Below are 12,110 nucleotides of genomic sequence, written 5' to 3' on the forward strand. Positions count from 1 at the left end.
CACGCTGCACTTGTCATCTTCGCGTCATGCACGACGCGCAGCATCGGAGGCCATAGCAGGGAAGACGGGCGGGGGCTGGATTGCCCTCATGTCTCCGGCGACGGACCTGCCGCAGACAGGCGGGTCCGTCGCCAGGAAGGCCGCGGACCCGGTTGCCGCGATCAGCCCGGTGCCGAATCCATCAGCACCACGCCGTCCTCGTCCGCAGCCAGCCACTGCCCCGGCGCGATCACCAGTCCGCCGAACGCCACCGGCACGTCGCGCAATCCCTGGCCAAGCTTGTCGGTCTTGCGCGGGCACGTCGCCAGGGCCTTGACCCCGAGATCGAGCACGCCGATCGCCGCGCTGTCGCGGATCGCGCCATGCACCAGCACCCCGCTCCAGCCGCTGGCCACCGCCTTTTCCGCCAGCATGTCGCCCAGCATCGCCCGGCGCAGCGAGCCGCCGCCGTCGATCACCAGCACGCGCCCTTCGCCGGGTTCGGCCACCGCCTCGCGCACCAGCGAGTTGTCCTCCAGCGCCTTGACCGTGCTGACCAGCCCCGCGAACGCGGTCCGGCCGCCGTAGTCGCGCAGCGGCAGCTCCAGCACGCGGACCCGGTCTTCGTACTGGTCGCACAGGTCGCAGGTGTTCATGCGGTGGCCCTGTCGATCTCCGAACGCATCTGCGCGATCACCGCTGCATAGTCGGGCTTGCCGAAGATCGCGCTGCCGGCGACGAAGGTGTCCGCGCCGGCGGCTGCGATCTGGCCGATGTTGTCGGGCTTCACGCCGCCGTCGATTTCCAGCCGGATCGGCCTGCCCGTGGCGTCGATGCGCTCGCGCACCCTGCGCAGCTTCTCCAGCGTCGAGGGAATGAAGGCCTGGCCGCCGAAGCCCGGGTTGACCGACATCAGCAGCACCAGGTCGAGCTCCTCAAGCACGTAGTCGAGCACGTCCACCGGCGTGCCTGGATTGAGCACGATCCCGGCCTGGCAACCTTCGGCCCTGATCAGCTGGATGGTGCGGTGCACGTGCCTGGAGGCCTCCGGATGGAAGCTGATCAGGCTGGCGCCGGCCTTCGCGAAATCCGGCACGAGGCGGTCGACTGGCTCGACCATCAGGTGCACGTCGATCGGCGCGGTCACGCCGTGGCTGCGCAGCGCCTCGCACACCAGCGGGCCGATGGTGAGGTTGGGCACGTAGTGGTTGTCCATCACGTCGAAGTGCACCCAGTCGGCGCCCGCGGCGAGGACCTTGTCGACCTCCTCGCCAAGCTTGGCGAAATTGGCCGAGAGGATGGACGGAGCGATCACGGGTGCTTGCATCGATGTCATTCCGTACGAAGTGAGGAATCTGCTGTCTTGCCCCGGGCGATTCCCAGCCGCGGAGGGCCAGCTAACGGCGGCGCTGCGCCATGATGCGGTCGTAGGCGGCGTTGATCTCGCGCGCCTTCTTCTCGGCCTGCTCGCGCAGCTCCGGCGCGGCGCCTGCCACCTTGTCGGGGTGGTATTGCGACATCAGGCGACGGTAGGCCTGGTCGATTTCAGCCTCGGTGGCCTCGCTCGACAGGCCCAGGGCGCGGTACGCCGTGCCGCCTCCGCCACCCGACGCGATCCAGCCCGCATCGAAGGCATGGCCGATCAGCAATCCGATCAGGCCGCCGCCGGGATGGCGCAGCAGCAGCCAGCCGGCGATGAAGCCCAGCAGTTTTCCGTACCAGCGGTTCATGGGGGCAGTGTAGCGTCCGCCGTGCACCCCCGGCGGAAATCGCACTACACTTGCCGGCCCGCCCGAAGGCTGCTCTCCTTGGCGACGACCCTGCTGCAAAGCGAACTGCCCGGTCTTGGCCTGCGCCACCGCGGCAAGGTGCGCGACGTGTTCGACCTGGGCGACGACCGGCTGCTGATCGTGGCCACCGACCGCCTCAGCGCGTTCGACGTGGTCCTGCCCGACCCGATTCCCGGCAAGGGCGAGATGCTCTGCCAGATCAGCAATTTCTGGTTCGAACAGACCGCGGCGCTCGTGCCCAACCACCTCACCGGCATCGACGTGGCCACGGTGCTGCCCGATGGGGTGGATCCGGCGCTGTACGCACGGCGTGCGGTGGTGACCAAGAAACTGCGGCCGGTGCCGATCGAAGCAATCGCGCGTGGCTACATCATCGGCAGCGGCTGGAAGGACTACCAGCGCACTGGCCGCGTGAGCGGCATCCGCCTCCCCGACGGCCTGCGCCAGGCCGAAAAACTCTCAGAGCCGATCTTCACCCCGTCGACCAAGGCCGCGGTCGGCGACCACGACGAGAACATCGACTTCGACACCGCGGTCAAGCTGGCCGGCGCCGATCTGGCCGAACAGGTGCGCGACGCCACCCTGCGCCTGTACCGCCACGCCTGCGAATACGCTGCCCAGCGCGGCATCCTGCTGGCCGACACCAAGTTCGAGTTCGGCACCGACGCCGACGGCCGCCTGTACGTGATGGACGAGATGCTCACCCCGGACTCGTCACGCTACTGGCCCGCCGACGAGTACGAAGTCGGCTCCAGCCCGCCCAGCTACGACAAGCAGATCGTGCGCGACTACCTGGAAACGCTGGACTGGGACAAGACCGCCCCGGGACCGAGGCTGCCACCCGAAGTGATCGAGCGCACCCGCGCCAGGTACGCCGAAGCACTGCAGAAGCTGGCGGGGATTTCGGTCGACTGAGGGCCAGCCACGGCCTCAGCCAGCCTCCACGTCCTCGGGGGCCTGCGCCGCGCTTTGCGCCTGCGCAACCTCCTGCGCCCGCATTTCGTGGACGATGCGGCCACCCTGCACCACCAGCACGCGGTCCACGCTGGCGATGGTTTCCGGGCGATGGGCCACGATCACCTTGGTGAGCGACAGCTGCTTCACCGCTTCGTTCACCGCGCGCTCGTTCGTCACGTCCAGGTGGCTGGTGGCTTCGTCCAGGAACAGCAGCTTGGGATTGCGGTAGAGCGCCCGCGCCAGGATCACCCGCTGCTTCTGCCCGCCCGAAAGCGAGCTGCCCATGTCGCCGATCAGGCTGTGGTAGCCCATCGGCATGGCGGCGATCTCCTCGTGTACCGCCGCCAGCCGCGCAGCAGCCTCGATCCGGGCCTGGTCATGGTCGGGATCGAAAAACGAGATGTTGTCGGCGACGCTGCCGGCAAACAGCTGGTCGTCCTGCATCACCGCGCCGACGATGGTCCGCACGTTGCGCGGCCCGGTCTTGCGCAGGTCCTGGCCACCGATCCTGATCGTCCCCGAGGTCGGCGCCAGCAGGCCGAGCATCAGCTTGACCAGGGTGGTCTTGCCGCAGCCCGAGCTGCCCACCAGCGCCACGGATTCCCCGGGCTCGACGCTGAAGCTGCAGTCTTTCAGCACCCAGGGCTCGCCGTCGGCGTAGCGGAACGACAGGTTCTCCACCTCGATGCGGGTGTCGGTTGGCGGCAGCGATTCGACGGGCCCATCCACTTCGTCGGGCGGCGTCAACACGATGTCGGACAGGCGCTCGCCGTGCAGCCGGAGCATCCTGAACTCGACCCACTTGTCGATCAGGGCCGACATGCGTCCGGCAAACTGGTCCTTGTAGGCCAGGTAGGCGATCAGCATGCCAACCGAGAATACGTTCTGCAGCGCCAGCACGGCGCCGATCCAGATCACCGCGATCCGCTCGATCCCGAACACGAACTGGCTGGCGCTGTTGAATCCGAGTCCCATCTGCGCCAACCGCACTTCCTGGTTCACCGTGTCGACCATCAGGTTGTCGTAGGTCGAGCGGCGGCCGGCTTCCTCACCCGCGACCTTCAGGCTCTGCATTCCGCGCAACGACTCGAGCAGGTGTGTCTGTTGCTTTGCGGCGGCGACCAGCTGCCGCTCGGTCCCGTCGCGGACGGGGCGATAGGCGAGCCAGCGGATCCCGAGGTAGAGCGCGACCGCCAGCAGCGTGACCAGGGCAAGCTTCCAGCTGTAGACCAGCATCAGCGCGAGGGTCACCACGGCCATCAGGCCGTCAATGATGGCCTCGACGAAGCTGGTGGTCAGGGTGCGCTGGATCGCCTGCACGGACGACATGCGCGAGGTCACGTCGCCCAGGTGCCGCTTCTCGAAGAAATCCAGCGGCAGCCGCAGCAGGTGGGCGAACACGTTGCCCATCCACTGCAGGCCGAGCCGCGAGGACAGGTAGACCACCGACCAGCCGCGCAGCAACCCGATCGCAACCTGCAGCAACAGCGCCAGCCCGAACCCCAGGCCGAGCACAGCCAACAGGTCGCGGTCGGCGGAGACCAGCACCTGGTCCACCACCCACTGCATGTAGAACGGTGCCAGCACCACGAAGATCTGCAGCGCCACCGACAGCAGCAGGATCTGCCCCAGCGCGCGCCAGAGTCCGCGCACCGGGCCGGTCAGCTGCCGGATCGACACCGCGGGCGCGGCCTTCTGCGGCCGGAACTCGTGACCCGGCGTGAGTTCGAGCGCCACCCCGGTGAAGTGGTCGGACACCTCGGACAGCGGCAGCCGCCGCTCCCCCGAAGCCGGATCGAGGATCGTCACGCCCGAGCGCCCAACCTTGGCCAGCACCACGAAGTGGTTGAGGTCCCAGTGCAGGATGCAGGGCAGCTTGAGCTTGCCCAGGTCCTCCATGTCCAACCGCAGAGGACGCGTCTGGAATCCCAGCTGCTGCGCGATATGGATCAGCTGGCTGAGCTTGGCGCCTTTGAGCGAGAGCGAGAAGCGGCGTCGCAGCTCGGGGAGACCGATATGCAGGTCATGCGCGTCGGCGACCATCGCAAGGGAGGCAAGCCCGCATTCTGCGGCTTCTGATTGCAGGATCGACTTCAAGAAACCCTCTTCTGACTCTGATCAATCAACAACCATGGGTCGCGTCATGCGCAACCCATCTGCCGCGCAATATCAGGCCAAAGGACACGAGATCCTCCCCCGTATCGAAAGACTCTCGACAGGGGAACGGTGACCGAACCAAGAGAATCATTCTCACCCTCGGCAGCCTTGAACCACGCCACACTGACAGCCCATGGCGCCCAACCTACGCAGGTCTTCTCTTGGCCAGATGGAAGAGGCAGGCGCCTATGATCGCCATTGCGATAGGCTTGATGATGGTTGCCAAAGACACGACCTGCCCTTTCCAGAAGGACTCATATGCTGCGTCGAAGGCGAAATACGACGCCAGCAAGATGAACCCCAGTGCCAGAACACGATAAGCACCCGATGATTTCACGCCTACCCCCAAGGTGATAGCGCCCTTGGCGGACCAAGGGCGCTCGCTGTCTCTTGACGAAAAGGTCAATAGGCCAGCTGGTACGCCCACGTCTGAGGCGGAGATGTCAGGAAGTTCCAGGCAGATTCCACTGCGTTGGCTGCTTCAGCGACAGCAGACCCCACTGCATTGCCGACATCGTGGGCCAAAGATCCACCGTCAACGAGTTCGATTTCGTTCAATTCAAGAGTTCTCATCATCTTCTCCTTGGCGATCCTAGTTGCGCGCTTCGCTGTAGCCTTCGGCAAAGCCTTGGCCGAACTCATATGCGATGTTCGCCGCCTCGTAGAGCAGCACGGCAGCCGCAAGAATTGCCAAAGGGCCCGCTCCGCCCTGAACGGATTCGATCTCGTTACGTTGCAGATCACGCATACATTTCTCCATTTTATGAGTGCCATCCCGGCACCCTTGGGATCCGGGAATCCTCCCGGAAAACTGGTCGTTCCCTGTCAGATCAACCCACTTGCGACACGGAAATCATCATTTCCGATACAGCCGGTGCCTGCGTCAGCCTGGGGGCTTGTCTGGCCGTCATCGCCCGGACTCGTCACGGCACCGCTGACGATTTCTGTCTCCTCTACGGCCAGGGTGCGTCCGAGCACGCGTTCGCCATTCTTCTCTTCTGCCATCTCTCGATCCCCTGCGGTCACGGAATCTCCACACTCTGAAAGGGCCGCTGCCCCGGCGCCCTGTCGTCATAGATCAACAGGCCCGAGAACTGGCCGTTGTCCAGATCCCAGGAGCTGACCGGGTTGTGGTAGTTGTCCCAGCCACCGGTGACCTTGTCCTGCTCGGCCACCGCGAGCGACCTGCCCAGGATCCGCTGCTGCGGACCTGCCTCATTGCGCTTTTCCAATTCACACCTCATGTGTTGATGGGTTGGACGTCTTTTCCACTACCGACCGACGGCCGATATCGCCCCTGTCATAGAGCGACACGTCGTCGGCCATCACGACCTGGAATTCTTCCGAGGCCAGGACATCGGCCAGGGCGGCATTGCGACCACCCCCGGCAGATCTGAATCGCGGATCGCGCGACTCGAGAAAGTCGCAGAACAGGGACATCACCGGGAGGTCCGGACACCACAATTCGAGGAAGGCGAACTGGCCGACGGGGTTCACCTCGAGGAAGATCCAGTGACCGGCTTCATCGACGATGAAATCGAAGGCGCCTGCCACGATCCCCAGCTCGCGCATCATCGCCAGGCACAGGTCCGACACGCTCGCAGGCAGGTCGATGCGTTCGGCGTTCGGACTGCACGTGGTCTGGTGGCGGCGCCAGTCGTACTCGCCGTACTCCATCGCGTTCGAGTCGATCTTCACTGCGATACAGGTGTCGCCGAAGAACTGCGCACGCACCTCGAAGCTCTTCTTCACCAGCGCCTGGTAGATGCCCGGGCAGGCGCGCAGCAGCTCGTCGGACGGCAGATCCTCCGGCGACACGGGCGTGGTGTACGTGCCGTGCACCTTGCCTTCGACCAGCCAGGACGCGCCCCGCATCGGCTTGTAGACGACGCGGTGACCGGCCACGAAGTCCCGCACATCGGACGGCACGTTGGAGATCAGCGTCGCCGGGATCGTCAGCCCCAGCGTCCTTGCCAGGCGCAACTGCAGGACCTTGTTGCTCGCGGTGTCCTGCGAAGCGATCGGGTTCACCCAGAACGCATCGCGCGGCGCAAATGCGAAGCCCCGATAGAGCTCGCTGCACTCGTTGTATGCATATTCCCGGTCGGAGTCGTGCACCAGCGACGGCACGCGGATCGGGCGCGGCCTCCGGTACCACACGGCGGTCACCTCAGCGACATCGACCACCCCGTCCTGCCGTGCCCACCGCAGGGACGTTTCACCCTCCATGCCGGCGCGGAACGAGATCGTTTCCCGCTCGGGGAACGCCATGCCGATGCAGCGCGCAACGGCGTGTCCACGCGCACGCAGCATGCAGGCCGCCGCGATGGCATGAAGGTCGCATGGCTCGGTATGGATCAGGATCATCGGAGACTGTCTGGTCAAGGAAACATGGATGCCGAGGCTGCGCTTGCAGGTCCGTCGCGCAAAGTCGCCGCGCCGCAGGGCGCCACCGCAGGGGCAATGCCGGCGGCAGCCACCGGCATTGCAATCAGAGCCGGCCACCGGTCAGCGTTGCAGAATCCGGCCTTCACGTTCGAGCATGTCGCGCAGTTGCTCGATCATTCGCTCCGTCTCGCTGCTCGGCCATGACGGAATAGAGCCCGGCGGCAACGATGGCATCACGCCGCCGCTGACGGCTTCCATTTCCATGCTGTTCAACTCACGCATCTGTTTCTCCTTTGCCTGCCGCCGTGCGGCGTCTTGTTCCGGAACCTTGCCTGCCCCGGCTCGCCGGTCAGGCGCCCACTCGGCCCTTGAGCGAATACAGGGGTTCGAAGATCCATTCGATCAGGCGGCGCCGCTCACCCATGATGTCGGCGTCGACCAACATGCCCGGCTTCAACGCCTCGTCATTGCCGTATGCAGTCACGGCCTGCCGCGCCAGCGTGACCGTGATGCGGTAGAGCGGCTCGCTGGCCTGCGCGTTGCCCAGCAGCGCACCGAGTTCGCCCGAGTTCAAGGCGCTGCGACTGATCCGCGCGACTTCACCTTCGTGATGCCCGAACTTCTGGTACGGATAGGCCTGGTAGCGCAGCAGCACGCGGTCTCCCGGCTCGATGAAACCGATCGCCCGGCTCGGGACAAGCAGCTCGGCCTCGAGACCCTCGTCGCCCGGTAGCACGCTGAGCAGGCTCTGGCCGGCCTGCACCGCCTGCCCCTGCTTGACCAGCTGGGACGAGACCACGCCATCGACGGGCGCGGTCACCGCCAGCGCGCCGCGTGTCTGCGTCTCGAGCTGCTCCTGCTCAAGCAGAGCGAGGTCGCGCACATGGCCGGCCTCGTTCGCGCGTGTCTGGCCGGGCAGCTCGCGCAGCGCATGCTGCAGCTGGGCGATGGTGCGGCGCGCACTGATGGCTTGCCGCTCGAGGCCTTGCATCTCGCCGCGCCACGACAGCGCGTTCGATTCCTGCTGGTTGATCTGCAGCAGGCTCACGTAGCGCTCGTCCTCGAGCTGCCGCAGGCGCTGCAGGGTCTCGTCGGCGATGCGGATCTGTTCGCGGCGCGTGTCGATCTCGGCCTCGATCTGTGTCAACTCACTGCGTGCCACCGCAAGTTGCGCGCGGAACCCGGATGCCTGCACGCCAAGCAGTTCGCGCTGCGCGTCCTGCCCGTCGGCCAGGCCTTCGAGACGACGCTCAAGGCGCTGTTCGAGCGCCGCGAGGGTGTCGCCGCCGGCGACGGTCGCACGCGGCACGGTGACGACCGCCAGCCGCTGACCCTCGCGCACCCTGGTGCCCTCTGCCACGTCCAGTGTCGATACGACGCCGGTCGACGGCGCGAGCACGCTTGCAAGTCCCTTGGCCGACACCAGCTGGCCCGTCACCGTCGAGCGGCGCGTGTACGTGCCAAGCGTCAGGAACAGCGCAACCACCAGGCCGGATACGACCGCAGCGAGAGTCAGCATCCACAGCCGTGTCGGCTGCGCCAGCGAAATTCCCCCGAGCCAACCTGCGCGCTTGGCATCAAGCGCTTCCTTCCGGAACAAGTCCCCCGACATCCAAGCCCATCCCCCTATGACTGAGCCAACAGTCGCCGCCGGGTATGACGAAGGCAAGCACCGGCACAGGCGCGTCGATGTCAGCATCGCTGACGCAGGAGGGTTGCGATGCGCGATTGCGCGGATGCTGCGCAAGGCTGTCAGCGCAACGCGGCAACTTGCGTCAATTTCGATGACCCGTCAGACGTGGTGGCGGCCTTCACACGAAAGACGAAGCAACGGAGCAAGGGGCGAACCGACACTCGCCAGCGACGGCTGCGAGCGCAACCAGGTTCGAGCGGTTGCGCCAGTATTGGTGAACAGTCAACATTGATGACGTTCGGCGGAGAGTCGAGCGTTCTTCAGGGAACTGTTATGGACACGACAGGGGAGTTGCCGCGGGATGAGGCTGTGCACCAGGATCCGGACCGCGCGACGTCGCGCCACTCTTTCACAGGCCGAACTGGCCAACAGCCTGGGCGTTAGCCGGACGGCGGTCGCCAACTGGGAGAGCGACAAGGTGCGCTCCTGTCCCTCGGGCGAGCGGATCGCGGAGATCGCGGTGCTGGCCGGCGTGTCGTGGGAATGGCTGGCCACCGGCCGCGGCCCTGCGGCGGTGTCGACGGAGGCGGTGCCCGCGGTGGACGCGGATTTCGTCGACTGTCCGATCGAGCGGACGCTGCTGGCCGGATTCCGCGCCGGCAACGAACCGATCCGGCGTGCGCTGTTGACCATCGCCGAGGCCCAGCTGCCATCCCGCGGCAGGCCATAGGACCACCGGCAGCTGCCCGGGGGTCTGCGTGAACCAGGTGCCCGCGCTATGCTGGGCGACACTGCCGACAAGCCTCGCAAGGGAGCGTTCATGAGCGCGATCAACGGTGAATCCGACCGCCCCATCGACCGCTGGTTCGACAGCTATTCGGGCGACCACCGCAACCACGCCAACCAGTGGATCCACGTGTTCGCGGTGCCGCTGATCCTGTGGAGCGTGATCGCGCTGCTGTGGTGCATCCCGGTGCCGGCCGAAAGCGGGTTCCGCTCCGGGCTGTGGGCAGGGCTGGCCTGCTTCGCTGCCTGGATGTTCTATTTCCGCGCCTCGCGCCCGATCGGCTTCGGCATGCTCGCGGTGTTCGTGGCGATGCTGTGGCTGAGCTTCTGGATCGAGCGCATGCAGGGCACCCGCTTTCTGCTGTGGCTGGCGGTGGGCGTGTTCGTGGTGGCGTGGATCGCGCAGTTCGTCGGCCACAGCAAGCTGCTGGAAGGCAGGAAGCCGAGCTTCTTCACCGACCTGCGCTACCTGCTGATCGGCCCGGCCTGGGTGCTGTCGAAGCTGTATCGCCGGCTCGGCCTGCGCTGGTGACCCCATGACCGCCGGCGCCGGTCTGCGCGGGCGCGACCTGGCGCTGGCGCTGCTGATCTGCCTGTGCTGGGCGTTCAATTTCCTGACCTCGGCGCACGCGCTGCAGGAGATTCCGCCATTCCTGTTCACCGCGCTGCGCATGGCCATCGTGGTGCTGTTGCTGGGCGCGTTCATGCGTCCGCCGCCGCGCTCGCAGTGGCCGCGGCTGGCCGGGATCGCGCTGTTCACAGGCGTACTGCACTTCGGTACCAGCTTCCTGGCGCTCAAGCTGGCCGGCAACCTGTCATCGCCCGCCATCGTCACCCAGACCTATGTGCCGATGGCGATGCTGCTGGCGTGGTGGTGGCTGGGGGAGCGTTTCGCCTGGCGCACGGCGCTGGGCATCACCCTGAGTTTTGCCGGGGTGCTGGTGCTGGGCTTCGATCCGATGGTGCTCGACCAGCCGCTGGCGCTGGTGGTGATGCTGTTCTCGTCGCTGATGGTGGCGATCGGCACGGTGCTGATGCGGCGACTGAGCGGCGTGGGCGTGGTCGACCAGCAGGGCTGGACCGCGGCGCTGAGCCTGCTGCCGCTGCTGGCGATCAGCGCGGTGTTCGAGCCGGACGGGTTCGCGGCGCTGCGCGAGGCCACGTGGGTGGGCTGGGGTGGCGCGCTGTACGCGGCGGTGTTTGCGTCCGTGCTCGGGCACGGGCTGTTTTTCTGGCTGGTGCAGCGCCATCCGGTGGCGCAGGTGACGCCCTACCTGCTGCTCACCCCGGTGTTCGCGGTGCTGCTGGGCATCGTGTTCTGGGGCGATCGGCCGGGGCCTGCGCTGTGGATCGGCGGGGCGATGGTGCTGGGCGGGGTATTGGTGATCGCCATCCGCACCCTGCAAAAGGCGCGGCCGCCGGTGGCCGAAGTCACGCCGGAGGTGTGAACATCGCGGCGGTCGGGGCGAAGGCGCGCGGCGCGTAGCCGAAGTCGCGCCGTGCCGGGCCGTCATCGAAGGCCAGGTCCTCGCGCATCCGCGCCAGCGCCGCATCGCCGAAGCCCGACGCCATCCCGGCCAGCCGCGCCGGCGCCAGCAGCATGCGGAACAGCGGCGGCGGCAGGGTCCACAGGCGCGGCCGCTCCGGCAGCGAGGCCAGCACCCGCGCCACCATGTCGCGATAGGCCATGGTTTCGCCGCCGGGCAGGGCGTAGGCGTGGCCGTGCGTGGTCGCGACGTCGAGGCAGGCGATGGCGGCGGCGGCAAGATCGTCCACGTGCACCGGCTGGCGCAGCCCGCAGGCATCGCGCGGCAGGGCGAAGCCGTGCAGGCGGCGGGCGAGCGCGGCGATCCGGGTGAGGGTGGCATCGCGGCCGGCGCCGTAGACCAGGGTCGGGCGCAGCACGGTGGCGTGCGCGTCGCGGGCCGCGGCGGCCGCGAACAGGGTCTCCTCCGCCGCACGCAGCCGTGCCGCCACGTCGCGTTCGGCGGCGTCGGCCGAGTCGCGCTTGACCTCGACGCTGGTGGAACCGAATGCGATCACGCGCCTGCAGTCGGGCGCGACCCGCGCCAACCACTGTGCAAAACCATCGAGCGGTCCGCAGCTGAGGATCACGTCGACCGCCGGCGGCAGCGGGCCCGTTGCCGCCAGCTCGCCCACCTGCCAGCGCACGCCGGGAAGCGCGGGTTGCGCCTCCCGCGACAGTGCCAGCACCACCCAGCCTGCTTCTGACAATCGCCTCAGCAGCGGCCGGCCGATCTGGCCGCTGCCGCCGAAGACCAGCGCCACCGGCGGGCGCGCGGCGCCGGCTTCCGGGAATTGCGATGCATGCGGGGCATGGTCGGCCATGCGGGAAGGATACGGCCCGAATGCAGCGGAGGTCGGCAACGCGACCCCGGCCGCAGCAGCGGTCACGGCCG

16 protein-coding genes are annotated in these 12,110 nt (G+C 67.1%); 4 read left to right on the top strand and 12 right to left on the bottom strand.

Translation table 11 applies throughout. From position 1 onward, the window contains the following. Positions 1–161: 161 nt before the first annotated feature. The 3 genes from rraA to ACW5EG_RS12925 form a co-directional block, all read right to left on the bottom strand. Positions 162–635, bottom strand: coding sequence for a ribonuclease E activity regulator RraA (rraA, locus tag ACW5EG_RS12915; RefSeq protein ID WP_457021731.1), 474 nt, complete (start codon positions 633–635; stop codon positions 162–164). Continuing rightward, positions 632–1,306, bottom strand: coding sequence for a ribulose-phosphate 3-epimerase (rpe, locus tag ACW5EG_RS12920; protein ID WP_457018572.1), 675 nt, complete (start codon positions 1,304–1,306; stop codon positions 632–634). Before rpe ends, rraA begins: the two co-directional genes overlap by 4 nt. A 70-nt stretch (positions 1,307–1,376) precedes the next feature. Then, entirely contained in the window at positions 1,377–1,709 is a 333-nt protein-coding gene (locus ACW5EG_RS12925; protein ID WP_457018570.1) for a DnaJ domain-containing protein, read from the bottom strand. A gap of 78 nt (positions 1,710–1,787) precedes the next feature. On the opposite strand from ACW5EG_RS12925, the gene ACW5EG_RS12930 reads away from it, so the two are divergent. Then, positions 1,788–2,684, top strand: coding sequence for a phosphoribosylaminoimidazolesuccinocarboxamide synthase (locus ACW5EG_RS12930; RefSeq protein ID WP_457018569.1), 897 nt, complete (start codon positions 1,788–1,790; stop codon positions 2,682–2,684). A gap of 15 nt (positions 2,685–2,699) precedes the next feature. Here ACW5EG_RS12930 and ACW5EG_RS12935 read toward each other — a convergent pair whose 3' ends face one another. The 8 genes from ACW5EG_RS12935 to ACW5EG_RS12970 form a co-directional block, all read right to left on the bottom strand. Next, positions 2,700–4,823 (bottom strand): peptidase domain-containing ABC transporter, encoded by a 2,124-nt coding sequence (locus ACW5EG_RS12935; protein ID WP_457018568.1) that lies wholly within the window; start codon positions 4,821–4,823, stop codon positions 2,700–2,702. Positions 4,824–5,285: 462 nt separating this feature from the next. Beyond that, positions 5,286–5,456 carry a hypothetical protein gene (locus ACW5EG_RS12940; protein ID WP_457018567.1) on the bottom strand — a complete coding sequence of 57 codons (171 nt, stop codon included), beginning with the start codon at positions 5,454–5,456 and terminating at the stop codon, positions 5,286–5,288. A gap of 19 nt (positions 5,457–5,475) precedes the next feature. Next, positions 5,476–5,631 (bottom strand): class IIb bacteriocin, lactobin A/cerein 7B family, encoded by a 156-nt coding sequence (locus ACW5EG_RS12945; RefSeq protein WP_457018566.1) that lies wholly within the window; start codon positions 5,629–5,631, stop codon positions 5,476–5,478. Positions 5,632–5,708: 77 nt separating this feature from the next. Continuing rightward, on the bottom strand, positions 5,709–5,888 hold the full coding sequence (locus tag ACW5EG_RS12950; RefSeq protein ID WP_457018565.1) for a hypothetical protein: 180 nt from the start codon (positions 5,886–5,888) through the stop codon (positions 5,709–5,711). Positions 5,889–5,905: 17 nt separating this feature from the next. Further along, positions 5,906–6,115, bottom strand: a complete 210-nt coding sequence (locus tag ACW5EG_RS12955; protein ID WP_457018564.1) for a hypothetical protein — start codon at positions 6,113–6,115, stop codon at positions 5,906–5,908. A 1-nt stretch (position 6,116) separates the two neighbouring features. Continuing rightward, positions 6,117–7,250 carry an MvdC/MvdD family ATP grasp protein gene (locus ACW5EG_RS12960; protein ID WP_457018563.1) on the bottom strand — a complete coding sequence of 378 codons (1,134 nt, stop codon included), beginning with the start codon at positions 7,248–7,250 and terminating at the stop codon, positions 6,117–6,119. A gap of 141 nt (positions 7,251–7,391) precedes the next feature. Then, positions 7,392–7,553, bottom strand: coding sequence for a hypothetical protein (locus ACW5EG_RS12965; RefSeq protein ID WP_457018562.1), 162 nt, complete (start codon positions 7,551–7,553; stop codon positions 7,392–7,394). A 67-nt stretch (positions 7,554–7,620) separates the two neighbouring features. Then, a complete protein-coding gene (locus tag ACW5EG_RS12970) occupies positions 7,621–8,883 on the bottom strand; it encodes an HlyD family secretion protein (protein WP_457018561.1) in 1,263 nt (420 codons plus the stop codon). Positions 8,884–9,265: 382 nt separating this feature from the next. Between ACW5EG_RS12970 and ACW5EG_RS12975 the strand changes: the two genes are divergently transcribed. The 3 genes from ACW5EG_RS12975 to ACW5EG_RS12985 all read left to right on the top strand — a co-directional run bounded on the left by ACW5EG_RS12975 (position 9,266) and on the right by ACW5EG_RS12985 (position 11,138). Beyond that, positions 9,266–9,634: a helix-turn-helix transcriptional regulator gene (locus ACW5EG_RS12975; protein ID WP_457018560.1), complete on the top strand. Its 369-nt coding sequence runs from the start codon at positions 9,266–9,268 to the stop codon at positions 9,632–9,634. A 90-nt stretch (positions 9,635–9,724) separates the two neighbouring features. Further along, on the top strand, positions 9,725–10,222 hold the full coding sequence (locus tag ACW5EG_RS12980) for an Mpo1 family 2-hydroxy fatty acid dioxygenase (protein ID WP_457018559.1): 498 nt from the start codon (positions 9,725–9,727) through the stop codon (positions 10,220–10,222). 4 nt (positions 10,223–10,226) lie between these two features. Beyond that, a complete protein-coding gene (locus ACW5EG_RS12985) occupies positions 10,227–11,138 on the top strand; it encodes a DMT family transporter (protein WP_457018558.1) in 912 nt (303 codons plus the stop codon). On the opposite strand, the gene ACW5EG_RS12990 is transcribed toward ACW5EG_RS12985, so the two are convergent. After that, positions 11,122–12,039, bottom strand: coding sequence for an NAD-dependent epimerase/dehydratase family protein (locus ACW5EG_RS12990; RefSeq protein WP_457018557.1), 918 nt, complete (start codon positions 12,037–12,039; stop codon positions 11,122–11,124). The two genes, ACW5EG_RS12985 and ACW5EG_RS12990, sit on opposite strands and share 17 nt — an antisense overlap. Positions 12,040–12,110 lie beyond the last annotated feature (71 nt).

The organism is Luteimonas sp. A611, assembly GCF_054072715.1.